The sequence below is a fragment of the Vibrio satsumensis genome (assembly GCF_050337435.1).
Taxonomy (GTDB): domain Bacteria; phylum Pseudomonadota; class Gammaproteobacteria; order Enterobacterales; family Vibrionaceae; genus Vibrio; species Vibrio satsumensis.
In genome coordinates, this window is the sequence record NZ_JAKJSX010000003.1 from 493,307 (window position 1) to 518,989 (window position 25,683).

Consider the following 25,683-nt stretch of genomic DNA (forward strand, 5'->3'; position numbering starts at 1 on the left):
AGAACTGTAAATAGAAATAGAAATAGAAACAGAAATATAAATAGAAGTATAAAGCGGCGTTCACAGCCGCTATACCTGATTGGTATTACTACCTACGTGAAAGGAATTTAGTCATGACAACACCAAGTTGGGATCTAAGCATTGCTTATAGCGATCTTAATGATGCAAAAATCGAACAGGACATTGAACTCATTCAGCAGTGCATTGAGCTGTTGAACCTACACGTTGAAAAGCGTCACATTATTCTAGCGATGCAAAACGCGATTCAGACTTCTGAAGCGGCTGGCACGCTACTAAGCACGATCAACACCTTCGCTAACTGCCACGCATCGGTAGACGCAACGCACACAGAAGCCAAAGCACTGCTTGGTCGAGTTGCCAAACTGAACTCTGAAATGTCTCAAGCATTTAGCCCTTACGAAGACACACTAATTCATGCAGAACCAGAGTTTATTGATGCAGTATTAGAGCATGAGAGTGCGGACGTAACAGGTCAACGCTTTGCGATTGAGAGCTCACGTAAATTAGCAAGCAGCCGACTCAGTGTGGCAGAAGAGCAGTTGTTAGCTGCGATGAAAGTTGATGGCCGTGACGGGTGGGGACGTTTGTACGACAACTTAACTGGTTCTTTGAAACTGTCGCTAAAGCTGGAAGGTGAAGACGAAGTTTTAGGTTTTTCACAAGCGGCGAGCTTGTTGTATGGCAGCGAATTCGACAAACAAGAACCTGCATGGCGCGCGGTTCAAGGTGCTATGAACACGCATCAAGAGTCGTTTGCTTCGATCCTAAACGCATTGGCTGGGTGGCGACTGACAGAAAACAAAAAGCGCTCGAAAATTAGCGATGTGCATTTCCTTGATCCAAGCCTACACGGCAGCCGCATTGTGCCAGAAACGTTAGACACCATGATGTCTGTCGCTAAAGCTAATCGTGAGGTTGGGCAAAAAGCGGGTCTATTAATGGCAAGAGTTCACGGCTTAGATGAAATGAAGCCTTGGAATCACTTAGCTGCAATGCCGCCACTGGGTGACGCTGAATCTAAGGTTTACCCATTTGATGAAGCGATCGAAGTGATCAAAACCGCTTTCGCTGAAGTAAATCCAGAGATGTCTGATTTTGTCGCATTAATGGTTGAGAACGGTTGGATTGATGCCGCACCAGCTGCCAACAAACGTTTAGGTGCGTACTGCACTAAGTTTGCCGCGACACGCACGCCACTTGTGTTCATGACATGGAGTGGTAGCCGCTCTGACTTAATGACACTGGCACACGAGTTGGGCCACGCATTCCATAACTGGGTAATGAAAGACATGCCGTTGTGTCAAACTCGCTACCCAATGACACTAGCAGAAACCGCTTCAATCTTCGCTGAAAACATCGTTCGTGACCACTTGTTACAACAAGCACAAACACGTAATGAGAAACTTGAAATGCTGTGGGAAGAGCTTTCTTCTTCTTTGGCACTAATGGTGAATATTCCCGTTCGCTTCGAATTTGAAAAAGCCTTCTACGAGCAGCGTGAAAAAGGCGAGCTCACGGCTCAGCAGCTGTGTGACCTGATGGAAACCACTTGGAAAGAGTGGTACGGCGAGGCAATGACAGAAGCTGACCCTTACTTCTGGGCGAGCAAGCTGCACTTCAGCATCTCTCAAGTGAGCTTTTATAACTATCCATACCTGTTCGGTTATCTGTTCAGTAAAGGTGTTTACGCTCAGCGCGATGCGAAAGGTGAGCAATTCTACGGCGATTACGTTTCGTTGCTTCGTGATACGGGCAGCATGATGGCGGAAGAAGTCGTTCAAAAGCACTTAGGAATGGACCTGACTCAAGCTGATTTTTGGCAACAAAGCATCGACATGGTCAAAGTTCAAATCGATGAATTTGAAAGATTGCTCGATCAGGAAGATTAATTGATCTCAATCTGTTCATGGCAGGTAAGAGCTGTGTTAGCTTACGTGGCTCTTATCTTGCTGACATGACTTGAGAAAAGCTGAGACAGCCAAAAGTTGCTTTAAATAGAGAAAGTTATTTGGAACAGATGTCGGTTAGTAAAGTCAGCAGGTAATATAAAAATATATGGGTAGTATTTGTGAGTGATAACGGAGTTTCTATTGATAAGTGCGATCCTAGCAACACAATTTCTATGTACAATTTATTAACATACGGCCGTGTAATTAAGGAGTAGCGCATGACGAAGACCCTCTTTCGCCAATCATTTCTTTTTGACAGCCTAGATCTTGAGCAAGAAGTGGTTGCAGGACAGACCGTACTGACTAACGGTGTTCAAATTAAGCTTCATCAACGCGGTGTATTGGAAGTGATTCCCGCGGAGTATAATTCCGAAACCAAGAACATCATCTTTTCAACCGGTGTTCATGGCGACGAAACCTCACCAATGGAGCTGATTGATAAGCTCATTGAGGATATTGAAACTGGCTTCCAAGTGGTGACAGCAAGATGTTTGTTCATCATCGCACACCCTGAAGCGACCAACGCGCATACTCGTTTTCTTGATGTGAATATGAATCGTCTGTTTGATGATAAGCAGCACGAGAGTAATCGAGAAGTGGATATCGCGAAGAATCTAAAGTACTTGGTTACGGAGTTTTACAAAGAAACGGTACCTGCCACTCGCTGGCATTTAGACCTGCACTGTGCAATCCGTTTATCTAAGCATTACTCTTTTGCCGTGAGCCCTAAGGTTCGCCACGAAGTACGTAGCAAGGCCTTGTTCGATTTTATCAACAGTGCTCACGTTGAAGCTGTGTTGTTGTCGAATGCGCCAACCAGCACCTTCAGCTGGTACAGCGCTGAAAACTTTGAAGCGCAAGCACTGACAATGGAGTTAGGGCAGGTAGCAAGAATTGGTGAGAACCAGCTTGATAAGCTTACTGCTTTCGATTTGGCGATGCGCAATCTGATTGCTGAAATAGAACCAGAGCATTTACCAAAGAAAACCATTACTTATCGCGTAAGCCGAACCATAGTTCGTTTGCACGATGACTTTGATTTCATGTTCTCTGATGCCGTTGAGAACTTTACGGCGTTCAAACACGGTGAAGTGTTCGGTCATGATGGTGATAAGCCATTAATGGCGAAGAATGAAAACGAAGCCGTGGTGTTCCCGAATCGAAACGTTGCTATCGGTCAACGAGCTGCCTTAATGGTGTGCGAAGTTGAAACTCGATTCGACCATGGTCAGTTGGTTTACGATTAATACTTAGACGTTGTTTCGTTTGTTCAAAACAGCCTCTCAACTGGTTGAAATATCAAGGTTCACATTACGGTGTGAGCCTTGAGTTTATTTGGGGATACAGGTAAGGTTACGCGAACATTTTCAAAGTAGCTTGATATGGATTTCCAACAACTTCTTCACCAAAAACAGCGCAAATGGACCCGAGCCATTTATTTGATGGCAGCACTGCTTGTCGCGCTGAGTGCGATTTACCTAATGGTTGGCGATCTTTTCATTTCACCTCTGGGCACATTGTCCACGTTAGAACAAAAACTACTGATTGATTTACGCTTACCTCGATTATTAGCAGCGATTGCTATCGGGGCTGGGTTAGCCGTATCTGGCGCAAGCTTACAAGTCTTATTGGGTAACGTATTAGCAGAACCTGGTGTGCTTGGCATTTCTGGTGGCGCAAGCTTGGCGATGGTGATTGTACTGTTCTTCTTGCCGTTTGCTCCGACTCCAGAACTCTTCATGATTGCCGCCGTTTTAGGTTCGCTCTGTTTCACCGTGATTCTGGTGAGCATGGTAAAAACGATGCGACTCACCACGGCTAAATTACTGCTGGTGGGGGTAGCGTTAGGCATTCTTTCTGGCGCGATGGTGACATGGGCGTTCTATTTTAGTGATGACCTCAGTCTACGTTTATTGATGTACTGGCTGATGGGCAGCTTGGGTGGCGTCACTTGGTATCAACACTCGCTCACGTTAGTCATGATTCCCGTGATTATTTGGCTGTGCCTGCAAGGTAGCAAGTTGGATAAGTTGATGATTGGCGAGACTCATGCTGCGCAACTGGGTGTGAACGTGCCTAAACTGCGTTGGCGCTTAATCTTCGCTGTGTCTATTTTAGTCGGCTGCGCCGTGGCATTAGGCGGCGTAATCAGCTTTGTTGGCTTGGTTGTGCCACACTTATTGCGTTTAGCGATTGGTACCGATAACCGATACCTTCTTCCTTTATCTGCCGTTGCTGGCGCTGCATTGTTGGTGTTTGCTGATATTTGCGCGCGTACATTACTCGATTCTGCAGAACTGCCTTTGGGTGTGATGACTACAAGTATCGGTGCACCTATCTTCATTTGGATGTTAATTAAAAATCATGATTCAAATTAAGAGCCTGAGCGTCGGCGCTCGTTTATTACCCCTATCATTTGAGCTCAAGCCGGGCCAAGTGACTCATGTGATTGGGCCTAATGGCAGTGGTAAGAGTACCTTACTCGAAGCGATATCTGGCATTGGAGATGGCTATAAAGGCGATATAAAGATCGACGGGCAGGATTTGTCGGAACTGTCTCTACAAGATTTATCACTGCATCGCGCTTACTTGTGTCAAAGCGCAAGACCTGCTTTCAACTTAGAAGTGTTCCAATATCTTGCTTTGTCACTGCCAAGTTCGTCGCATGGTCTTGATACTGAAATCAACGTAGCTTTGGAAGAGATAAGCGAGATGTTGGACATCACAGACAAACTTCATCGCTCAATTCAGACACTGTCTGGTGGTGAATGGCAACGCGTCCGTTTGGCGGGAATGTGCTTGCAAATTTGGCCGACGCTTAATCTTTACGCAAAGCTATTGATCCTCGATGAACCCGCAGCTCCGCTGGATATTGCTCAAGAAGCCTTATTGTACAAGCTTATTGAACGAGTGGCGGAGAAGGGTATTACCGTGATCATGGCCAACCACGACCTGAATCGCGCCTTAAGACACGCCGACCAGGTGTTGCTGCTCGATAAAGGCGTACTTCAAGCATCAGGTACAGCTGATCAAGTGCTTACTCCAGAACAACTAGAATCGGTGTTCAATACCGAAGTCAAAAGTATCTCAGTCGATAATCAAACCTATCTGCTGTTTGGTTAGAGAGGGCGTTTGGCTAGAAAGAGTATTTGCTAAAAAGGTCATCTGGTTCAGCTGATTATTGGGGTAAAGACGAGCTAGTAAAGGGATCAAATATGTTTAGATACATCCAAAGACGAAGAATCAAAAAGGTGATTAAGCTGCTATCTGCAAAGATGGTAAAGAGCTACGGAAGCCGTGACTTCTTCTCTATCGGACAAGTCGAAACGAGTTCTAAAGAGCTGAGCAAGCGCCAACAACAAATTGCATTGGCGTTGTTTGCTGATCCACAAGATCTCGATGCTGAGCTGGCATCCACCATTCAATTGTTGAGAAATGATGTATCTAACGATTTCTTTAGTGGTGAAGGCTACAACGCACGCGACGTTCTAAACCTTTTAGGTGGCAGAGGCTGGAAGGGCGGTCGCATGGACGATGACATGTCACACCGTATGGGCATGAATAGCCGCTATTAAAGCCTGATACCACTTATTTCTTTTCTGGGTGAAATTCATGTTTGTCAGTTAGATAAACCTCCTTCCAGTTCATGCACATCTGCGATTTATCTAGGTGGTGAAGTTGTTCTCTACACCAACTAACTTTCATAAACTGGTACGGCGTCGGTCTAGTTAGGACTTAGTCAATACTCATATAAATGTAAATGGCACTACAATGATATAGTGCTCTTTTTTAGGCTTAGTTTGTCGTCACTTGGCGTAAAATGGTAAGCCTTAAATCAAGTGTCTGAGTAGAATTATCTCAAACGAAACAAGTGAATTAGGGCGGATTCTAGTCACTTTATCTTATTCGAATGGATGCTTTGAAAGCTCGAAAGAGGATTATTTTATGTACGAACTAACACTGATTCTAAGCCTAATGATGGGTGGCGCTGACAGCACAGCAGAAATGGAAGTTAACACCCAATTTACGACTCTTGAGCAATGTAATGAAGAAGGCGCAGCGCTAGCTGAGAAGCTAAATGCAACAGACCTTAAAGTCATGCAAGTTCAATGTGAGCGTGATTAACTAGATCAAGATGAACTAGTTCATGATTAACCAGAACAGAATTAGTTAGATCATGATGAACCAAAGCTAACTAACACCATAGATTTGTCGGTGTGGGCACACCCGAGGTGCCCATATCGAATTACCTCCAGTTTAACTAACCTTGATTCCTCAAATGTACTTCTTCAGATCATCCACATACATTCCCCACATCAGCCCCAATAAAAACAATTTCATCTAACCTATTGTTAATTATTTACTATTTGATAGTGTGTCTAGGTGCACATTAAGGATGTGTTTCATATTTAGCGAAGAAATATTAGGAGTTGCGATGAGTATTATAGTGAGACGGTCTGAACCGTCAGATGCAAAGGGAATAAAAGAAGTTTACGAATGCACTAATGCTTATACCGGTACGCTGCAACTCCCAAATCCATCTCTGGAAAGCTGGCAGAAACGAATCTCTAATATCCCCGACAACGTGTACTCGTATGTCGCGATGATCGACGATGAGATTGTTGGTAATTTGGGAATGGAAGTGTGTGTAAACCCGAGAAGGCGTCATGTTGCTTCATTCGGTATGGGTGTTAAAGATGATGTATTAGGCAAAGGTGTCGGTAGCCAACTGCTCGCAACAGCAATCGACTTGTGTGATAACTGGATTAACATCAAGCGAATGGAGTTAACGGTGTATACCGATAACGAAAGAGCGATCAGCCTGTATAAGAAATTTGGTTTTGTCATTGAAGGGGAGTCTGCTGGGTTTGCCTTTAGAAATGGCGAATATGTGGCGGCTTACCACATGGCGCGACTGGTATAGCGCTCGGCTTCTAACACACGGCTACAATTAACACAGCCAAAGTTCCCTAATAGATAATAAAACGCCACGTTATTTAAACGTGGCGTTTGCTATTTTAGTCCGTTGGTCGCATGAAACAACCAGTCTTAACCTGGCTTAAGCCGTTAGAGGCTCAAGGTTCGCAGGACGGTAATGTACAGATTTTAGTACTTTACCTTGGCGAACGGTTTTGCCTTCAGATACGAAATCTTCCGCGCACTTCGCGATGATGTACTCGCCTTTTTGAACCGCCATCAGTTTGATGTTCTGCTCAGCATAGAAAGCTTCAGTTTCTGCGTATTCTGTTTCGTTACGGCACACTTTACTCATGTTGCTTGAGTGCACTTCATCCCAGCAAGGTAGGAAATCGATTGAGCGGTTTTTTGAAACATTCAACAGTAGGTCGATCAGGTAGCTGATTGCTAGGTTGTCTTCTACCTTAGCTTGACCAAGGTGAACCAAACGTCCCATCAAAACATAAACGCTGTCTACAATAGCGTCCGCTTGTTCGATTTTAGAGTCAGCTTCTGCAAGTTCTGTTAGTTCTTCGATCGCTAGAGAGGTGTGTAGCGTATCGCCTTTTTCGTCCATTGTTTCAGGAGCAGCAACAGGCAGATCAAAAGTGCTGCGGAACTCTTCAATGTCGCGGTAAAGGTGATCGTAGATTTCTTGGCTTAGTTGAGAAAGGTTCATATTCCTATCCATTCTGTTTCGTTAATGGGGCATTTTAACAAAGGCGGGAATAGGGTGCTAACGCAAAGTCGAAGAAGTCGACTTTTATTCATTGGACCAATGAGGTATTTTGCATACAAACCAATTGATTATTATGTTTTATTACCCTTTACTCTTCTAAATATACCAAATATTGATGTTGTCATTAAACTCGGCAGCAGTGGGATCCCAGTTATGAACCAAGCCAGTGAAAGTGAAATTGTGATACGACGCTTGTATCAAATCACCAATGATTATCGAAAGGGCTTCGATAGCCAGATCGTTCAGCTGCTTATCATGGGGCTTGAACGCTTCAATCTAGATATTGGAATCTTATCCAAAGTCGATGGTAATACTTATTTGGTTGAACACTGCGTAACACCTGAAGAGGTTGAGCTCAATAGCGGAGATACCTTCGATTATCGTTCTACCTATTGCGAAATTACTTGTAAATCGATTGGTCCTATCTGCATTGAGCATTGCGGTAAACATGATAAGTATGCGACTCACCCTGCCTACCAATCTTTTGGTTTAGAGTCTTACATTGGCATCCCGATCTTCGTTAATGATGAGCTTTATGGCACCTTAAACTTCTCAAGCCCAGCCCCTTATCACCGTGAGTTTAAAGAGTTCGATATCGACGTTATGAGGTTAATGGCTTCATGGATCGAAGTGGAACTGGTTAGAAGACAGCAAGAACGAAAGCTAAAAGAACTGAATGAGAAATTGGAGTACCAAGCACTGTATGACCCTCTGACACATTTGCCAAATAGACGTTGCTTGTTCAAAACGTTGAACGCAGAAGTGGAGCAGTTAAAAGGATCTTTAGGGAAGGGAACCTTGGCAGTTGTAGACATCGATTTCTTTAAACAGGTTAATGATACTTATGGTCACCAAATGGGTGATGTTGTATTAAAGAAAGTGGCAAGCGTACTGAACAATAATACCCAAGAAGGTGAGTTTGTGGCGCGTTTTGGTGGTGAGGAGTTCATTCTTTGGTATCCAAATAAAACACCAAGTTGTGTTGAAGATAAGTTCATGATTCTTTTGCAAGAGATGAAGAAAATCACACTGGATAGAAAGCCTGTCACTATATCAATCGGTGCGTGTCATTTTGAGTTGAGCACAGGGGATACCAAAGGGGAAAGGATGTCGGCGTTAGATAAGCTAATCAAAGTTGCCGATGAATGTCTGTATATTGCGAAACAAAATGGACGAGATCAGTTCATTTCTCGTCCATATCATCAAGAGCGCTCAGGAATATGAGCCAGCATGTTAGTGATTAACTGAACAGGTAAGGGAATAGTTTACGACGTTCTTCTGGCGTTAAAGATTCAACTCGAGCGATGTTAGTATCTGGAATTGCTTCAGGGTTAGGGTAATGCTTTAACACCTTTTCCATGCTAGCTTCACGAATCAAATGGTAAACCGGATACGGAGAACGGTTCGTTAGGTTTTCATCGTCTTCTGGATCCGCGCCACCAAAGCAATAGTCTGGGTGGAAGGTCGCCACTTGGTAAACACCTTCCCAATCTTCTTGCTTGATCAATGCTTCAATCCAATCAATGAACATGTTGTAGTCGAAGAAATCTTGCAGCATGTTTGGCACGACAACCAGCGTTGTTTCTAACTCAGCGACTGGCGTGTTATCTAACTCTACGAAATGCGTCATGATGTCTTCCAACAACGCTTCTTCCGTATTCGCTTCACTCACAAAGATCTTAATCTGTTTGTTACGTTGTGGCTTGGCTGCGAATGGACACAGGTTTATACCAATAACGACATCATCTAACCACTGTTTTACTTGGTCGTGGATGGTTTGAAGATCTGTGCTTTGAGTGTTCGACATAACAGGTTCCGAAATGAAATTTTGCGTAGGATATCAGAACGGACGTTAATCAAAAGCAATAATTGAGTTACAAACTCAGCCGTAGTTATGCTTGTGCGAGTTTGGACGCCGATACTTGTAGCTGTTTCAACTGGTAGACCCAAGCAAATATCGCGACATAGAAGATCGAGCCGCCTGCAATCACGCCATTCCAACCGAACAGTTGCCAGCAATATAAGAGTAAGAAACCACCTAAACTGCCGCCGATGTAGTAGTGGACTAAGTAAAGTGCCGTTGCTGTCGCTTTGGCGCTCGGCGCTTTTTGACTCACCCAAGAGTAGGCTAGAGTGTGGGCAAAGAACGCGCCGCCACTAATCAATAACAAGCCCGCTAACATGAACGGGACTTTGTCGACGGCAGAAACCAGCATTCCAATTAGGCTAATGCACACGCCCATCAATATACCGTTTAACGGATCGAAACGAAGTGTCCATTTGTTTGAGAGCTTAGAACTCACTGTTCCGGCCAAGTAACATAAGAATATCAGCGATGCTAAACCCACAGGCACTGAATGAGGTGCGGATACTAGCCTAAAGCCCATTACTGAATACAGGTTTACGAACAGGGCAAAGTTAGCCCCACCAACTAACATCGCGAGCCACAAGGTACGGTTTCTTAAGTGCATCATTACAGAACGGTTATGGTGAAAGAACAGCCCTTTCTGTGGTTTGAAGTTTTGTTGGTCAGGCAGGCTATACGCAATATAGAGTGCGCCAAGCAAAGAGCCGACAACGAAAAACAAAACTGTCGCATGCCAATCGAAATAATCCGTAATCAAGCCACCCAATACACGCCCGAAGATACCGCCTAGTGAGTTAGCCGCAATATAACCACCAATCGCGACTGCGAATGCTTTGGGTGATAACTCCTCGACCATATAGGCAACCGCCACACCAGCGAATGCCGCAACAGCAATTCCCATGAGTGCTCTAGCAATAACCAGTTGTAGTAGGGTAGTTGTGAACACCATACTCAATCCAATTAAAGGAATAGCGAACAGACTGAACAGAATGATGGGTTTTCGGCCAAAGGTTTCAGAAGCGATTGCCCAAGGCACCAAACTGATGGAGAGCCCAAGTGTTGTTGCAGCAAACAGCCAGTTGATTTGAGTTTCAGATACTTGGAAGTGCTCCGCCATGTGCGGCAAGATTGGCTGAAAGAGGTAAAGGTTACAGAAAATGATAAACGAGCCAATCGCTAATGATTGGGTGATGCGTTTGTATTGAGGACTGCCTTTATCAAACATTTACGTTGTGCCTGCACGAGTTAGTAAGCTATTTGTGAACAAGTTATCAGCACAAGTGTGATTAAAGAAATATATTAAAAATATCACCTCTATATATTAAATATATCGTCATGCTTGAATCAAAACCACTTCGACATTTTCTGGCTGTTGCGCAGTTTGGTAATTTCACTCAGGCCGCCAAAGCGCTGCATATCGCTCAACCCGCATTGAGTATCTCCATAAAAAAACTCGAACAAATGCTTGAGTTGATTCTGTTTCGTCGTGGAGATAAATCCGTCACCTTAACGGAAGAGGGAAAGGTACTGTTTGAGCATGCAAAGCGAATCGCCCAGCAGTTTGATGATGCGCAGCTTGCGATGAATGAGTTAAAGGGGTTGGAGAAAGGCGAGGTGCGGTTAGGCGCTCCAAGCATGATGGGGAGTTATTTTTTCCCGCAAGTTGTGATGGCATTTAAAAGCCAATACCCAAACCTAAAGTTGACCTTGATTGATGCCGGCACCGCATCGATTCGAGAAATGTTGTTAAACGGCGAACTCGATATCGGCGTAATCAACCATGAGAATGTCCCTGATGATCTTGAAACTGACCACCTGTTAAGCTCAGAAATGCTAGCGGTCGTTGGCAAAGATCACCCATTGGCAACACAACCATCCATCACCTTTGAAGAGTTTTTTGCTCAAGAACTCATCATGTTCAAATCAGGCTACTTCCACCGTGATTTTATCGATGCTACTTGCAAGAAGTACAACCTCGATATGACCATCGCGTTCGAAACCAATTTATTGCCGATGATTCTTTCTATCGTGAAGCGAGAGTTTGCCATCACCGCTTTGCTCAGTTTGGTTACAGAATACGAGGAAGACGTAGTAGGCGTGCCATTTAAAGACCCTGTGAAGCTGAATCTATCTTTGGCGTGGAGAAAAGAAGGGTATCTGTCAAAAGCAGACCGAACCTTTATCGATTTCGTTAAGCGGTATGTGTGATTTAGAATGTCATAGACAAAACAAAGCCCGAACATCCTAGGTTGGACATTCGGGCTTTGTTTGTAGAAATATAAGTCTCTTAAATCACGTTAAGTGTTCTTTGAGTTATACATCTTATCGAAGTTCTTCTGATTCCAGCCGACCATCACTTGATCGCCGATCTTAAGCACGGGGATAGAACGAGCACCCATCGCTTGTAATTCTTTACGACCACGCTGCATCTTTGCATTCGTCAGGCGGTAAACAATTTTCTTAGAGTCTAAATACCTTTGGGCATCTTTACAGTGCGGGCACTTGTCTGCGACGTACAATACAACACGTTTCATTTTTACAATCTCTTTTTGAGTCTAGCTCTTGGTGAATCTCACTAAAGTGTAACGAATCCTAGGTGATTAGCAAAGTGTGATCAGTTACACTATGCGGCTCAATTTTCAAGACCACAACGTATTGTCGTGGTGTAACTTGTACGGTCTTTCAGCATGCATCCTTCTTTACGCTATATTCAAGGCTATCCAAAGCACATACTTGATCCTGTGACGCAACTTGTTGAGTCGGGAAAATTAGTGCCGTGGTTTGAAGCTCGCTACCCAAAGAATCATGAAATAAAAAGCGAGAAAGCCCTGTTTGACTATGCGATTGAGATAAAAAATCGCTACATGAAAAAAACACCACCGATCAGCAAAGTGATTTACGACGGTAAGATACACCTAATCAACAATGCGTTGGGTCTGCATTCTTACGTTGCCAAGAATCATGGTGGAAAAATCAAATCAAAGAATGAGATTCGTATCGCCAGTGTTTTTAAAAATGCACCAGAACCTTTGCTGAGAATGCTGGTGGTACACGAACTGGCGCATATCAAAGAGAAAGAGCACGACAAAGCCTTTTACCAACTATGCTGTCACATGGAGCCGGAATATCATCAACTTGAGCTGGATGCCCGTTTATTCATGATGTATTTAGATTTAAAGAAGTAGCCCAATGAGCCAATCACAAAATAGAACGACGCTAAGCCTGTCGAAAAACAGCACTTCATCAGTAAAAACAAAAGACAATAAAAATAAAGAAGGTAGCGACAAGCGTATTTCTACAAAGAACACATCTGATAAAAGCCGCAAGAATAGTGCACCGAAAGGTGCGGGCAATAACAAAGCAAAGCGACCTTTTGCAAAAGATAGCAAAGGCAAACCGGGTTCAAATAAAGGATCATCGAACAAGGGTTCTTTCAATCAAACGGCTTTTAACAAGAACGCTGCCCAGAAAAGACGTTCGGCTGAAAAACCTCAAGGTGGGTTACACCCAAGAAACCAGCACACTGGTCGTTATGACTTTGAGTTGTTGGTTGCAGCCTTGCCCGAGCTAAAAGAGCATCTGATAAAGAACCCAGTGGGTGAAGACACCATTAATTTCTCTGATCCATTAGCCGTTAAGCTACTCAACAAAGCTTTGTTGGCGCATCACTATGGCGTTAAACATTGGGATATTCCTGCAGGTTACTTGTGTCCGCCAATTCCTGGTCGTGCAGACTACATTCACAGAGTAGCTGACATCCTTAATAGCGATGGCCAAGGCGAACCTTATAACCACGTGTCTGTGAAAGCGCTAGATATTGGTGTTGGTGCAAACTGTATTTACCCAATCATTGGTGCGACAGAGTATAAGTGGCGCTGCACGGGAACTGATGTCGACTCAGTCTCTATCAAAACAGCGAACTTCATTGCGGAAAGTAACCCTAATCTAAAAGGTAAGATCCGGGCTCGCCTACAAGCGGATTCTGAATCTATCTTTAAGGGCGTGATTAAAGATAATGAACGTTACGATGTCACTATTTGTAACCCTCCATTCCACAGCTCTCTTGAAGAAGCGGAAAAGGGGTCACAACGTAAACTGGATAATCTAGCGGCAAACCGTGCTAAGAAAGCAGGTCAGTCATTCAAGCCAGAAACGAACAAGAAGCCAGTTAAGTTAGATAAATCAACAAAGCAAGATAAACCAACCTTAAACTTTGGTGGTCAAAAAGCCGAGCTTTGGTGCCCGGGTGGCGAAGCCGCTTTCATTATGAAGATGGCAAGAGAGAGTCAACTTTTTGCTACTCAAGTCTTGTGGTTTACGACATTGATTTCTAAGAAAGATAACGTTGATATGGTTCGTTCAGAGCTGGGTAAGCTACGAGCTAAACAAGTAAAAGTCGTGGAGATGTCGCAAGGGCAGAAGGTAAGCCGCTTTATCGCATGGACCTTTATGGACGATGAACAAAGACAAGAGTGGATTGCGCTAAAATAACGGCTGCACTTAGTTAAGACATTTAGCTGAAATTACGTACGGGCTTGTTGTTAACGCAACAAGCCCGTTTTTTGAATTTTGCATATAATCTACGCAGAAAGCAACTCATCTAACTTACTCTGATATTTCTGTTCTAGAGCTCTGTTACCTGCTTTGTTTTCGAGATCGACCAAGATTTTAAGCGATGGAATTTGATAGCCATAACGCTGGTGGAATTTGAATAAACGGAGTCGAGCGTCATTGTAATTGGCGTCACTCACTTCAATTTTTGATAACTGTAGTATCGATTTTACGCGGTTTGGATCGTGGTCAATCGCTCTGCTGAAGTAGTACTTCGCTTGGTCGGTATTGCCAGCCTTAAATGCGCAAAACGCGGCATTTTCATAACTTGCAGACACCAAGTAGTAGTAGGGCTGGTCGATAGCACGATTAAAGTATTTATCGGCTTGTTCGTATTCGCCTTGTTTACACAAGAATGTACCGTAGTTGTTCAATACATTGCCGTTTCTTGAATCGAGACTGAGCGCTTTGCGGTAAGTGGTTCTCGCTTCGTCTACTTCGCCCACTTGTTCGTAGTAATGCGCCATTGAAAGCCGAGCACGGTAGTAGCTAGGTGCGTGTTTAATTGCGAGCTCAAGATTTTCACGCGCTCTTACCATATTGCCTTGTCCCATATAGCCCAAACCTAATTCGATTCGAGATTCAGACATCGCAATAGGGTCACTTTCAATTTTTGGTGGCCCCTCAGTAACAGAGACGCAACCGACCAACGAAATCAAGGCGAGTAGAACCACGCTTGATAATGGACGGAGTCGGGATGACGAAATCGGGTTTGAGAATGACGGCTTGGCAGGCATGTGAAGCTCCTTATGAACACCAACCCATCATATGAAATCAAACCCATTGAAGTGTTAAATCTATTATGGAATGCGACTCAACCACCATAAAAAAACCGCGTCCAATTTGTCGTTTTATCAACAATCTACTGAACACGGCTTTATGTGTTTTTGAATCGGAACAAAGAACTTAATCGTCTTTAGTGAAATTCTCTTCGCTGAAATGATCCAGGTCGTAAGGCGTTTGTTGGTAAACGCAGTAGTTTAGCCAGTTAGAGAACAACAAGTGCCCGTGGCTACGCCAGCTTGCAACAGGCTTGTTGTCTGGATTGTTGTTCGGGTAGTAGTTGATCGGTATAACAGGCTCCATGCCTTCACCTAAATCACGAATGTATTCATTGTGAAGTGTATGGGAGTCGTATTCAGGGTGACCTGTTACAAACACGTTTCGCTTATCTTTGGTCGCCGCTAGATATACACCCGCAACATCAGAAGTCGCAAGAACATCAAGGTCGGTATGCTCAGCTAAGTACTCCTGAGAGAAGTCAGCATAGCGAGAGTGCGGTGCCAAGAATGTATCGTCGAAGCCACGTAAAATAGGGTGGTATGGGTTATGTATCTCGTGGTTATAAACACCAGACAGCTTCTCTTTACGAGTACGTTTAGGCAAATCATACAATAACTTCAAACCAGCCTGAGCCGCCCAACATACGTATAGAGTTGAAGTCACGTGTTTGTTTGCCCATTCCATGATGGTTTTTAAATGATCCCAGTAGATAACATCTTCAAATTGAACCAAGCCAAGCGGCGCACCAGTGATGATCAATCCATCAAAGTTTCTTCCTTTGACCATTTCAAATTGGCGGTAGAAGTTATCAAGGTGTTCAGTCGGTGTGTTTTTACTTGGTCGGTCATCAATGCGCAGCAGCTCTACGTCCACTTGCAATGGGCTGTTTGATAGTAGGCGTAAAAATTGAGTTTCAGTTTCAATCTTTTTCGGCATTAGGTTGAGGATCAAGACTCGAAGTGGACGAATTTCCTGTGTCGATGCTCTTGATAACGGCATAACGAAGATGTTTTCTTCACGAAGAACATCAGATGCTGGCAATTGGTCTGGAATGCGAATAGGCACAGCTTTCTCCCTAAGCTAGATATGTAGACGTCTATACATCTAAATCTATAGTAGTTTGATACGCTTGTCGATATGCAAAATGGATAGATGTAAATTATTTGTGTTTTCTATCAGAAGCAATCCACGGGCTTCGAGGGGAGTCTCGTAGTATTCAGTGATTACCTGACTCTAGTGTAAGGACTTGGTTTTCGGACGCAGAGTAAAGGCAGTTATCAGAGAAACTCTTTATTATTTACGATAAACTCATGTTTTCGAATTAGCCTGTAAAGTGACAGATGAAGTTAATACTCATTCGAGGGTTGCCCGGTTCTGGCAAATCAACAAAAGCAAAAACCTACGATGCATTTCATGTTGAAGCCGATATGTATTATGTGAATGAGCAAGGTGAGTACCATTTTGACCCTAGACAGCTGCAACAAGCACATGAGTGGTGTCAGAACACGGCTGAAAATGGTCTAAAGCAAGGCCTTGATGTCGTGGTCTCAAATACCTTCATCAAACAATGGGAAATGAAGGCTTATCGTCAACTTGCACTTAAATACAACGCTGACTTGGTGATTGAAGTTTGCCGAGAGAACTATGGCACTATTCACAATATTGAACCTTCAGTGAGCAAGCGAATGGCGAAAGATTGGCAAGAATAGCCTCGAGCTTGATTGGCTGAATGGCAAATAACATAAAGTTAATAGAATAACTCCAAGGTAAAGATTGAAATGGCAAAGCGCTCTGTTGTGGTCGACATGACCTCTTATGGTATCTACTCCACATGGGATTCAAAATCTAAAGACCTACCAAAAATCCAAGAGTTCACCACTATTGTCGACGCAGAAATTGACGTCGAGTTTGGCTATATCTTGAATATCAAAAAGGCCAAGGGTGAAAAGATCCGTTACTGCATCTACCACCCAGATATCACGACAGACAAAGGTGAAGTCTTAGAGCCGTTTGATGGTGAAGAGTATGTCGGCAACAACGATTGGGATTTCTACTTAGGCGACACTATCTGGGCGCCTGTCTCGAACAAACTCGGTAAATGGCGTATGACGGTCGAGCTAAAAGGCAGCATCATCGCAGATAAGACATTCGACTTAGTGGCAAAAGATGAAGGGCAGTTTTGGAAACGTAGAGGTTTCTAGGTTCGAACTTTCAACTAAGTACAGACACAAAAAAGCCGAGTCATATGTGGACTCGGCTTTTCGTTATGAGCTAAATGGTAGTCTCCATCTAGCTCACAAGTAAGATTATTGTGTTACGTAAGCCACAACAAACTCAGTGATAGCAACCATGTCTTTCACTGCGATGTACTCTTCAGTGGTGTGAACTTTCGCCATACCAGTAGAAAGGTTAACCGTTGTTAGACCTTTAGCATTGAAGTTGTTTGCATCGCTACCGCCACCAGTGCGTTTGGTGTTTGCCGTTACGCCAAGCTTTTCGAACGCTGATTTGATCGAAAGAATATGCGGGTGATCGTCTGCAATAACGAATGCATCGTAAGCACGAGTCGATTCTATTTCAACTTCAGCGCCGAACTGCTTTGCGCTCTCTTCGAATGTCGAGATCATGTGTTCGACTTGCGCTGTTAGCTTTTCGCCGTTTAGGGAACGAGCTTCCGCAACCACTTTAAGCTCTGGCATTACGATGTTAGTCGCTTGACCGCCTTCAATAATACCAACGTTTGCTGTTGTTTCTTCATCAATACGAAGCAGGTTCATCTTAGTGATAGCGTCTGCTGCCACTTGAATCGCGCTGATGCCTTCTTCTGGTGCTAGACCAGCATGAGCAGGGCGACCTTTAATCTTAGCAACGATTTTCTGTTGGCCAGGTGCTGCATTTACGATAGTGCCGATCGGACCGCCCGTATCTAGTACAATAGCGTGCTCAGATTTAATGTAAGACATATCGAAGTTCAAAGAACCAAATAGACCACCTTCTTCGAATACTGTGAATGCAATTTCAATGGTTTTGTGTGCTTGGCCTTCAGCTTTGATTACGCGAATTGCTTCCATGATAGCCGCAATACCAGACTTATCATCACCACCTAGAATTGTGTTGCCTTTTGAACGAATGATGCCGTCTTCGATGATTGGCTCAATGCCGATGCCTGGCGTTACAGTGTCCATGTGGCAGCTGAACACTGTGCTGCCTGGAAGAGTGCCATCAAGACGAGCGTAAATGTTGAAACCATTAGACACTTCTTCAGGAACCGCCAGTTTGTGAACTTCAAAACCTAGTTCACCGAGTTGCTCAGCTAAAGCTTCAGCAATCGCTTTTTCGTTACGAGATTCACTATCAATTTTCACTAGATCGCAGAAATGTTCTACAAGACGTTGTTCATTAATTTGGGTCATTGTTAATTCTCATTATGCTTCCGCTTGTTCTAAAGAAGCCGCGGAGGTAGGAACAGGAAAATTACTATAACGCCAATGTGGTAGATGATTGTCTGAGTTAAATCAAGAAAGTTACCTGATTATTCTATTTAATGAGAAAAACACTACTCAGATCTACCAGTGCACAGGATTTTAATCTGTATATCTGTCGGGTATAATGTTTAGCCGCTTTGAAAAACTTCGATGAAATTGGAATACAATCAATAATGGCACAGATAAATGAATAGAAACAATGTGTTAGGTTCATTCCTTCTCGTCATTCTGATGAGTGTTGTGCTTGGGCTGTATTTGCTCTATCCAACTTATGACGACGATTTAAAGCATATCCGCCCTGAAAACCCGAGTGTTTATAGTCCAGAGAAAGAGTTATTACTCTCTCAATATGGATCTGCATTGATTGATATTCTCGATATATCCCGTGGTGATCCTAATCTAGCTTCCAAACAACTCGAAGCTCTGCAAGTCAAGTTCCCAAACCAAGATAAAGCCATCTATCGTGCTTACGAATTGATGATTTTGTCGAACCTCGCCCAACACAAACTGGATACCGAAGCGGTTTCCGAATACGTCAGACAGATTAAAGCACTCGCACAACACGAACATATGGGTTGGCTAAAGGCCCAATCTCTAGTTGAGTTGGCGATCGAATACATCAGTAAGGGTGAGTTAGCGCAGTCTGAAATCCAAATCAGAGCAGCGATAGATATCGCAGAATCGCTCCACTATGAAGAGTTGTTGATTAAGGCCTATAACACGGCTGGTGTCATCAACAATATCCGCAATGACTTTCCTGAAGCTCAATACTTTTTCCATAAAGGCTTGGATCTGGGCAAGAAGTATCCTCATCACATCTACAACAGCAAGTTAGTGTCTAACATGGCACTGCTTTATATCTATTTGGAAGATTGGCCTAAAGCGCTAGAGCTGATTCAAAGAGCCAAAAAACTCTATTACAAGAGCGGGCTACTAGAAGCGTCTACCATAGGTGTGTTGCATGTGAATGAGTCTTTTGCCTATCTGCGCAGTGGTGAGTTAGTGAAAGGCCGAGAGGCGTATCAAAGTGCTGCCAAACTCAATGGCGATAACGTGAGTGAGCGATACAAAATCATCTTGTTAAAAGCAGAGAGTGATGTGTTGTTGGCGGAAAAGAACTTTGAGTCAGCACGGCAAGTCGCAAACCTGTGCCTTAGATATCCGAGAGTGGACAGATACACACTTCAACTGGGTCAGTGTTATTTAAACAGAGCCTTAGCTAATATTGGTCTGAATCGAGACAATTTTGTCTTTGCAGATCTTAAGCGGTCGTATGCAATGTTCGACATTGTTGGCTCTCGAAGTTGGAAGGTTCTCGGTTTAAGAACACTTGCAGAATACTATGACTCGAGAGGCGACAGCGAGAACGCACTTCGCTACTTCAAACTCTACTACAAGGGTAACAAGGCACTGTTGTTTGACAAGCGTCAGAGCGATATTTTCTTGCTCGAACAAGATTTTGCTACGGCATCATTAGCTAAAGAGAATGAACTGCTAAATGCAGAGAAAGAATTGGGTGAGCTGACCTTAGATAAGCAGCAGTTACGAAATCGAATTGTTGTCGCGTTGGGTATCATGGTGATGTTCAGCGCCGCGTTACTTTTGATAAGGTTGCGCTCCATCCAGAAGACCAACAAAGAGTTACTCAAGCAATCAACAAGATGCGAACTGACAGGCTTATACAATAGGCGTTACTTGGAACAACTGTTAACTCAGCCAATACCACACCATTTGTCGCCATTCGGGTATACGCTCGCTATTCTTGATTTGGACCGCTTCAAACAAGTTAATGACACTTATGGGCATGATATCGGCGACCAAGTGCTGGTGGAAGTCGCTAAGCGTTTGGAGAAAATATTATCAACAAATGATGTTGTGGCAAGATGGGGTGGGGAAGAGTTTGTTTTGTTGCTTGCTGGGAATCAAGAACCTGATAAAGAACTTGAGCTGATAAGGCAAGCGATCGCTGACCAACCGATTGAAACGCATTCTGGCTCACTAGAATTAACTACATCGATTGGTGCGACGACTCATCTAACGGAACAACAGTTAAATAGTCGTACCTATAAGAAACACTTAAAATCGGCAGACGACGCTTTGTATCAAGCTAAGCAGTCAGGGCGTAATAAAGTCGTTATCGTTTGAGAACCCAAACTTGGTTAATCCCCTGTAATCAGGAAACCTGAACTTCCATAACTAAGCGATAAGAGTGCTTATCTGAAATAATACAGCTATCTACTCTTATTCGCTTAATTCAGACTTTGATTTGGTGAATTATTTAGCGACACCTTGAAGCATTTCAACCAGTTCGCCTTCTGTAGAAGGTTCTCTTGCTAGTTCAATCACAGCGGAAGCGCCACCTTTTAACATGTAAGCTCGAGTTCCGCAGTGGTCATAGTGGAACCATTTGCCATCTACACATACGTCGGTATAACATCTTGGGTCTTGTTTAAGTTCCATATCAACTTCCTTATTAACATTTGCCTAACGTTTTTCAGACTAGTTGATCACAAATTCAAGTAAATTGATCTAAATCAATCTAGAGTGTAATTGATGATTTGATTATCAAAATAGGAGAGATGTGTCTAGCGCGGGAGCGAGCTCTTGGTGATTACAGCGCTCAAAGGTCGTGATTTTGGTTGGTAACTCTCGCTCTTTTGCTTGCCAGGTGATGTATTTCTACATACGCTAGCCACTCTCTTAATCCCTATACAGACTTGATTGTGTTGGAAAATGACTAATATCTTTATCGTTGTGATTGTTCTGGTAGTGTTCTTTTACTTTATTCAAAAGTATGTAGTGAAACACGATGACACCAAAGACCATGCTTACCAGAAGAAAGGGGCGTTGATGTCGGCGCAACAGGCGACATTCTATAATGCGCTAAAATCTGCTGTGGGTAACCATGGGGAAGTGTTTGCTAAAGTCAGCATGTCGAACGTGCTTGTTCCAGCTAAGACGAATAACAAGAAGAATTGGTTTATCGCCAACAACAAGATCTCACGTAGTTACTTTGATTTTGTCGTCTGCGACCCACGAACGTTAGAACCCCGTGTGATCATCGAACTCGATAACGGTAAAGAGCTCAATAAAGGGAAAGTCGACCGCGAAAAGCTACTGATTCACGTTTGTAAATCAGCAGGCTTGCCACTGATTGGTGCATCTATTAAACACAGCTATCAAGTGAGCCGTTTGAAGAGGCTACTGGCAGCCCACATCGATTTGATCGAGCCATCAAAAGAAGTTCGATTCTGTAAGAAATGTGGCAGCCCGATGATCATCAAACTGGCAAGCCAAGGTGATTACAAAGGTCGACGATTCTTCACTTGTAGCCGCCAGCCTAACTGTACGTATACCGAGAATTACAACGTCGTGTTCGATGTAGATGAGGAATAACGTAAAGTAACACTCAATACTTAGTGTGATGTAACTCAACTTTATTTGCGTTTCACGTCTAAAAATTCAACGTATTGGTGCGAATAAGAGCAAACGGTTGATTCAAGTGTAATTTCTACTTGCGCCGCAATAAATCAGTCGTTAATATCTTCCTCGTTCTAAAGGAATGCGTCCGTAGCTCAGTTGGTTAGAGTACCGCCTTGACATGGCGGGGGTCGGTGATTCGAGTTCACTCGGACGCACCATTCCTTCTTTAGTTTTTATTGCATAACTATTGAGTTTGTCACAATGGTAGTAATAAGAAATTAGAACATCGCCCGCTTAGCTCAGTTGGTTAGAGTACTTGCATGACATGCAAGGTGTCACTGGTTCGAGTCCAGTAGCGGGCACCAAATTCGTTCTTCATGAACAAGCAAAAAGCCCACCTAGTGTGGGCTTTTTTGTGTCTGAAATTTATTGCCAGCAAAGCTTTCAGACTTCGTCCTTCAATGATCTAAAGTGCGATGGTCATTTAAAACCCGTTCGGGTTATCAATTACGTATAACCAGCCTCCATCTACATATCTCATCACTTCCAGAGCGGTTCCTTTAGGGCCTCCAACTATCTCCCATTCAGACCTTATAAGAGCCGTATCGCCGTTAATATGGATGGATACATCATGGGTTAGCATTTCAACGTCACCTTGAAGGTAACCTTTCAATATCGGCTTGATAGCCTTTGGTCCTCTAGCAAGGTTCCCTTGAGCATCCAGGACGAATATGGCGTCTTCATGGAACAGAGTACTTAGTCCTTCTATGTCTTGTTTTGAAAAGTATTCCGCGAAAAATTGGTGCAGTTCAGTTGGCGACTGCGGTTTTTTGTAATCTGTTGATGCGTAAGAATAGAAAGTTATAAAGTTTAAAGCTAGGAATAGAAATATCTTCATGGAACCACCTGCTTGTTTGTGTTTTGGGTTGAGGCCATAATAGATAGGATGCTTACTAAAAGAAATTAGCTACCTAAAAGTAACTAATTACCTTAAGGTAACTAACTATCTTTGAGTAACTTTACAATCTTGATAATCTGAGAGGTAAATATGAGTGAACAGGGTAAGCAACCTGAAGGTTACTGTAACGCTGATAAATATTTGACCTTGATCTCTACGAAGTGGACTGCTCACATCGTTTGGTTATTAGGTCAGAGTAGCGAGATACGCTTTGGACAAATTCAAAAGCAACTGGCTTTAGTGTCTAGTAAAGTACTTAGTGAGAGGCTGAAGTTACTTAGCAAAGAAGGTTTTATCTGGCGCAGGCAAGAAGAAACCGTTCCTGTGACTGTATATTATGGTCTGACAGAAAAAGGAAAAGAACTTGCGAATATTGTTGATATTATAGTAAAAAAATCTGAAAGCTGGGATTAGTTTGATGTATCTAAAGAAAGGCTCTTAACCAATGCCATTATCTTTTGTGGGTTTTCTGAGTTCATAGCTTGAGAGATGTTGTTCGAGATTTGGTGACGCACTAAGTATTAGTTAAGTGCTGAATAATCTTAAAGGCTGGTTTCTATCTAGGTTTTATTACAGATTTATGAACGGGTAGGTAATGAAAGACTCGAAGTAAATGATAATGCATATATTAGCCGATGCATCTGATAATAAATATATATATTTTATATGCTTTGCTTGGCGTTTATATTCGGATAAATATCAGGATTGAAATATCACACTCAAAGCTGGAGAGTGCAATAGAGTGTGATCGTCATGATTTTAATAGAACGTTATTGAGCTAGATCAGCAACAAATGTTTGTTTGTAATTAGTTGTGGTTTGTAGCTCTTTTTTTATCCATTGGTTAAACAAGCTAAAGTCAGAATGTATTTGCCAGAAAAGTGATGCGATAACTCGTTTACCAAAAAAGTCAGGGTGATCGGTAATAACCTTAAGCTTATGTTCTTTGATGTTACCTTCGATGAGAAACCCTGGCAGAAAGGCGATGCCTTTTTGAGCTTTACATAAATCGATGATGGTTCCTAAATCATCGAGTCGCCATAGGTTATATGTTGCGATGTTTGACAAGTTAAGTAGCTCTTCACAACCATCCATTAATAGAACTCGCTGTGATGGTGCTTGGGACTTTAAGGTTACTAAGTCTTCATGGGCCACCCACCAACAGTTAACGTGGAATAGTTCCTCGATGTTGAAGTCGTAATTTGTCTTGTGATAGGGGTTACCTAACGCTAAGTCTATCTTTCCTTCATTAACGTAATTACCTAAAACGAAACTTGGTTTAGTCACAACAAGTAGGTCGACATTAGGAAAAGCCTCTGAAAATGCCAACAATGCCTTTTTTACGTTTTTGTTGAAAACTAATGGATCGATGCCCACGCGGTAAACTATCTGGTCGGATAGATTCATTTGTTCTGCAATAGTGATTAACTCACGATATTTTGATACCACAGGTAAAGATAATTGGAATAGGCGTTTTCCTTTCTCAGTTAACCAGACTTTAGAGTGTTCTCTATTAAATAAATTGAAACCCAAGTCTGACTCTAGGTTTTGCACAGCGGTACTAACCGTTGACTGAGACTTGCCAAGCTTACGTGCAGCAGAGCTAAATGAACCTTCTTCAACTACTGCTATGAACGAAACAATATTTTCGAAATGTAGTTTCATGATTCGACTAACCTTTTGACACAAAGAAATTATATTTTTTATGGTTTGTTGATTCGAAGAACAATAGCGTGATGATAATTGTATTTCAACATGTTTTATAAGGGGTAATAAAGATCGATGAATTATCTATTAAGCTAGTTCCAAAGCTTATATAAATTTGGATTAAGTTAAACATTGACGTATGTCTTATTTTTTCAAGTTTATAAATTTAAATATTCATTTTGTTTTTTAGCTGATTATTAATCTAAGTGTTTGTCATATATGGACTTTGTGTTTCTGTTGGTATTTTTTAAGGTGTTTGTTTTGATCATTTTTTACACGACCTATAGATTGAATCGATAGGGGGTATTTTCCATAGATTGGTGGTGCTAATTATAATAGCGACGAATTTTAAACAGCCCTTATAGGAAGACATAATAATGATTACTAAGCTATACGTTAAAACAAGCATGTTTCTATCACAATTCAAGAACGATGAGCGCGGAGTAACTGCAATTGAATATGGTCTTATTGCAGTAGCAATGGCTGTATTAGTAACTACTGCAGTAGGCGCTGATGGTTTCATTGGCAAACTTGAAGGTGCTTTTGAAGATGTAGCTACTGCTATCGATACTGCAAGCAGCTAACATCAAGCCTATTGGCTAATGTAGAATATATCGAAAGATATTTGTGCCAGACCTATGTTTTCATTGGTCTGGCTCAGTTAATTGGAAATACCAATTAATACATGTTTACGTCAATCCATATAAATTTAGGCAATATTTCCAATTTTGAGTTTTGAAGTATATTTACTGCTTTTAGCAATCGTGTGTGTCTATGTATCGGTTACCGATTTTCTCTTTCGCAAGATACAAAATCACGCATTGCTGATATTACTCTTTTTGCAATGTTTTCTGTCACCGTTAGACATTCAAATTATGAGTTTTTTACTGGTGTTTGGGGGAGGGCTGATTCTTTACGCCCTGATTTGGATTGGAGCCGGTGATATTAAATATGCCGCAGTTCTATCACTTACTATACCTCTCAACGATTTACTTTGGGTGTTTGTTATGACGGCTTTTGCTGGCGGTTTTGTAGCCGTTATTTATCTCGTAAAGAACAAGCTGATAAGTAAAAAGCTAACAAGAAAAACGTCGAACGACCAACAAGGTATTCCATATGGGATAGCAATTAGCGTTGGATTCTACTTGGTAATTTTAACTCAAAACACGCCACATATTTAAACCT

The 25,683-nt window shown here is 42.6% G+C and carries 28 protein-coding genes and 2 tRNA genes; 20 read left to right on the plus strand and 10 right to left on the minus strand.

What is annotated here, in order from left to right:
• Positions 1-113: 113 nt before the first annotated feature.
• From L4C44_RS02340 to L4C44_RS02370, 7 genes are all read left to right on the plus strand, one after another.
• The gene (locus tag L4C44_RS02340) at positions 114-1,910 is read left to right on the plus strand and encodes a M3 family oligoendopeptidase (protein ID WP_428804283.1); all 1,797 of its coding nucleotides are present in this window, start codon (positions 114-116) and stop codon (positions 1,908-1,910) included.
• A 278-nt stretch (positions 1,911-2,188) separates the two neighbouring features.
• The gene (locus L4C44_RS02345) at positions 2,189-3,217 is read left to right on the plus strand and encodes a succinylglutamate desuccinylase (RefSeq protein ID WP_285954112.1); all 1,029 of its coding nucleotides are present in this window, start codon (positions 2,189-2,191) and stop codon (positions 3,215-3,217) included.
• A gap of 135 nt (positions 3,218-3,352) precedes the next feature.
• Complete coding sequence (gene btuC / locus L4C44_RS02350) at positions 3,353-4,348, plus strand: vitamin B12 ABC transporter permease BtuC (RefSeq protein ID WP_019824084.1); 996 nt, start codon at positions 3,353-3,355, stop codon at positions 4,346-4,348.
• Positions 4,335-5,093, plus strand: a complete 759-nt coding sequence (btuD, locus tag L4C44_RS02355) for a vitamin B12 ABC transporter ATP-binding protein BtuD (protein ID WP_428804284.1) — start codon at positions 4,335-4,337, stop codon at positions 5,091-5,093. Before btuC ends, btuD begins: the two co-directional genes overlap by 14 nt.
• A gap of 92 nt (positions 5,094-5,185) precedes the next feature.
• Positions 5,186-5,545 carry a DUF6559 family protein gene (locus tag L4C44_RS02360; RefSeq protein ID WP_428804285.1) on the plus strand — a complete coding sequence of 120 codons (360 nt, stop codon included), beginning with the start codon at positions 5,186-5,188 and terminating at the stop codon, positions 5,543-5,545.
• A 370-nt stretch (positions 5,546-5,915) separates the two neighbouring features.
• On the plus strand, positions 5,916-6,095 hold the full coding sequence (locus L4C44_RS02365; protein ID WP_017095358.1) for a hypothetical protein: 180 nt from the start codon (positions 5,916-5,918) through the stop codon (positions 6,093-6,095).
• 310 nt (positions 6,096-6,405) lie between these two features.
• Positions 6,406-6,894, plus strand: a complete 489-nt coding sequence (locus L4C44_RS02370; protein WP_048658534.1) for a GNAT family N-acetyltransferase — start codon at positions 6,406-6,408, stop codon at positions 6,892-6,894.
• A 135-nt stretch (positions 6,895-7,029) separates the two neighbouring features.
• On the opposite strand, the gene L4C44_RS02375 is transcribed toward L4C44_RS02370, so the two are convergent.
• Entirely contained in the window at positions 7,030-7,605 is a 576-nt protein-coding gene (locus tag L4C44_RS02375) for a nucleoside triphosphate pyrophosphohydrolase family protein (protein WP_017059167.1), read from the minus strand.
• A 213-nt stretch (positions 7,606-7,818) separates the two neighbouring features.
• Here L4C44_RS02375 and L4C44_RS02380 point away from each other — a divergent pair, with 213 nt between their 5' ends.
• The gene (locus tag L4C44_RS02380) at positions 7,819-8,889 is read left to right on the plus strand and encodes a sensor domain-containing diguanylate cyclase (protein ID WP_428804286.1); all 1,071 of its coding nucleotides are present in this window, start codon (positions 7,819-7,821) and stop codon (positions 8,887-8,889) included.
• A 16-nt stretch (positions 8,890-8,905) separates the two neighbouring features.
• Here L4C44_RS02380 and L4C44_RS02385 read toward each other — a convergent pair whose 3' ends face one another.
• Both L4C44_RS02385 and L4C44_RS02390 read right to left on the minus strand, forming a co-directional pair.
• Positions 8,906-9,472, minus strand: a complete 567-nt coding sequence (locus L4C44_RS02385; protein WP_372384294.1) for a DUF1415 domain-containing protein — start codon at positions 9,470-9,472, stop codon at positions 8,906-8,908.
• 85 nt (positions 9,473-9,557) lie between these two features.
• Positions 9,558-10,757, minus strand: coding sequence for an MFS transporter (locus L4C44_RS02390; protein WP_146491207.1), 1,200 nt, complete (start codon positions 10,755-10,757; stop codon positions 9,558-9,560).
• A gap of 110 nt (positions 10,758-10,867) precedes the next feature.
• Between L4C44_RS02390 and L4C44_RS02395 the strand changes: the two genes are divergently transcribed.
• Positions 10,868-11,740, plus strand: coding sequence for a LysR family transcriptional regulator (locus L4C44_RS02395; protein ID WP_285954118.1), 873 nt, complete (start codon positions 10,868-10,870; stop codon positions 11,738-11,740).
• Between the two features lie 89 nt (positions 11,741-11,829).
• Here the strand turns inward: L4C44_RS02395 and L4C44_RS02400 are convergent, their stop codons facing one another.
• Complete coding sequence (locus tag L4C44_RS02400) at positions 11,830-12,066, minus strand: glutaredoxin family protein (protein ID WP_016786183.1); 237 nt, start codon at positions 12,064-12,066, stop codon at positions 11,830-11,832.
• A 153-nt stretch (positions 12,067-12,219) separates the two neighbouring features.
• On the opposite strand from L4C44_RS02400, the gene L4C44_RS02405 reads away from it, so the two are divergent.
• Together L4C44_RS02405 and rlmF are read left to right on the plus strand one after the other, a co-directional pair.
• Entirely contained in the window at positions 12,220-12,717 is a 498-nt protein-coding gene (locus tag L4C44_RS02405; protein WP_004734935.1) for a YgjP-like metallopeptidase domain-containing protein, read from the plus strand.
• Between the two features lie 4 nt (positions 12,718-12,721).
• The gene (rlmF, locus tag L4C44_RS02410) at positions 12,722-14,023 is read left to right on the plus strand and encodes a 23S rRNA (adenine(1618)-N(6))-methyltransferase RlmF (protein ID WP_428804287.1); all 1,302 of its coding nucleotides are present in this window, start codon (positions 12,722-12,724) and stop codon (positions 14,021-14,023) included.
• An 89-nt stretch (positions 14,024-14,112) separates the two neighbouring features.
• Here rlmF and pilW read toward each other — a convergent pair whose 3' ends face one another.
• Both pilW and metA read right to left on the minus strand, forming a co-directional pair.
• A complete protein-coding gene (gene pilW / locus L4C44_RS02415) occupies positions 14,113-14,880 on the minus strand; it encodes a type IV pilus biogenesis/stability protein PilW (protein WP_428804288.1) in 768 nt (255 codons plus the stop codon).
• 169 nt (positions 14,881-15,049) lie between these two features.
• Positions 15,050-15,991 carry a homoserine O-acetyltransferase MetA gene (metA, locus tag L4C44_RS02420; protein WP_060981869.1) on the minus strand — a complete coding sequence of 314 codons (942 nt, stop codon included), beginning with the start codon at positions 15,989-15,991 and terminating at the stop codon, positions 15,050-15,052.
• 275 nt (positions 15,992-16,266) lie between these two features.
• On the opposite strand from metA, the gene L4C44_RS02425 reads away from it, so the two are divergent.
• Both L4C44_RS02425 and L4C44_RS02430 read left to right on the plus strand, forming a co-directional pair.
• Positions 16,267-16,635, plus strand: coding sequence for an ATP-binding protein (locus tag L4C44_RS02425; RefSeq protein WP_428804289.1), 369 nt, complete (start codon positions 16,267-16,269; stop codon positions 16,633-16,635).
• Positions 16,636-16,704: 69 nt separating this feature from the next.
• Positions 16,705-17,127, plus strand: a complete 423-nt coding sequence (locus L4C44_RS02430; RefSeq protein WP_428804290.1) for a DUF3859 domain-containing protein — start codon at positions 16,705-16,707, stop codon at positions 17,125-17,127.
• A gap of 105 nt (positions 17,128-17,232) precedes the next feature.
• Here L4C44_RS02430 and L4C44_RS02435 read toward each other — a convergent pair whose 3' ends face one another.
• On the minus strand, positions 17,233-18,339 hold the full coding sequence (locus L4C44_RS02435; protein WP_428804291.1) for a M20/M25/M40 family metallo-hydrolase: 1,107 nt from the start codon (positions 18,337-18,339) through the stop codon (positions 17,233-17,235).
• Positions 18,340-18,597: 258 nt separating this feature from the next.
• Between L4C44_RS02435 and L4C44_RS02440 the strand changes: the two genes are divergently transcribed.
• The gene (locus L4C44_RS02440) at positions 18,598-20,556 is read left to right on the plus strand and encodes a GGDEF domain-containing protein (protein ID WP_428804292.1); all 1,959 of its coding nucleotides are present in this window, start codon (positions 18,598-18,600) and stop codon (positions 20,554-20,556) included.
• Positions 20,557-20,685: 129 nt separating this feature from the next.
• On the opposite strand, the gene L4C44_RS02445 is transcribed toward L4C44_RS02440, so the two are convergent.
• Positions 20,686-20,871, minus strand: a complete 186-nt coding sequence (locus tag L4C44_RS02445; RefSeq protein WP_048658547.1) for a hypothetical protein — start codon at positions 20,869-20,871, stop codon at positions 20,686-20,688.
• Between the two features lie 273 nt (positions 20,872-21,144).
• On the opposite strand from L4C44_RS02445, the gene L4C44_RS02450 reads away from it, so the two are divergent.
• From L4C44_RS02450 to L4C44_RS02460, 3 genes are all read left to right on the plus strand, one after another.
• Entirely contained in the window at positions 21,145-21,807 is a 663-nt protein-coding gene (locus tag L4C44_RS02450) for a DUF2726 domain-containing protein (protein ID WP_048658548.1), read from the plus strand.
• A 168-nt stretch (positions 21,808-21,975) separates the two neighbouring features.
• Positions 21,976-22,052 (plus strand) — tRNA-Val (locus L4C44_RS02455).
• Positions 22,053-22,122: 70 nt separating this feature from the next.
• Positions 22,123-22,199, plus strand: a tRNA-Val gene (locus L4C44_RS02460).
• A gap of 119 nt (positions 22,200-22,318) precedes the next feature.
• Here the strand turns inward: L4C44_RS02460 and L4C44_RS02465 are convergent.
• On the minus strand, positions 22,319-22,732 hold the full coding sequence (locus L4C44_RS02465; RefSeq protein WP_146491459.1) for a YybH family protein: 414 nt from the start codon (positions 22,730-22,732) through the stop codon (positions 22,319-22,321).
• Positions 22,733-22,882: 150 nt separating this feature from the next.
• Between L4C44_RS02465 and L4C44_RS02470 the strand changes: the two genes are divergently transcribed.
• A complete protein-coding gene (locus tag L4C44_RS02470) occupies positions 22,883-23,206 on the plus strand; it encodes a winged helix-turn-helix transcriptional regulator (RefSeq protein WP_146491460.1) in 324 nt (107 codons plus the stop codon).
• Positions 23,207-23,562: 356 nt separating this feature from the next.
• Here L4C44_RS02470 and L4C44_RS02475 read toward each other — a convergent pair whose 3' ends face one another.
• Entirely contained in the window at positions 23,563-24,456 is an 894-nt protein-coding gene (locus tag L4C44_RS02475) for a LysR family transcriptional regulator (protein ID WP_146491461.1), read from the minus strand.
• Between the two features lie 419 nt (positions 24,457-24,875).
• Between L4C44_RS02475 and L4C44_RS02480 the strand changes: the two genes are divergently transcribed.
• Together L4C44_RS02480 and L4C44_RS02485 are read left to right on the plus strand one after the other, a co-directional pair.
• A complete protein-coding gene (locus tag L4C44_RS02480) occupies positions 24,876-25,082 on the plus strand; it encodes a Flp family type IVb pilin (RefSeq protein WP_017080668.1) in 207 nt (68 codons plus the stop codon).
• Positions 25,083-25,226: 144 nt separating this feature from the next.
• The gene (locus L4C44_RS02485) at positions 25,227-25,679 is read left to right on the plus strand and encodes an A24 family peptidase (RefSeq protein ID WP_428804293.1); all 453 of its coding nucleotides are present in this window, start codon (positions 25,227-25,229) and stop codon (positions 25,677-25,679) included.
• Positions 25,680-25,683 lie beyond the last annotated feature (4 nt).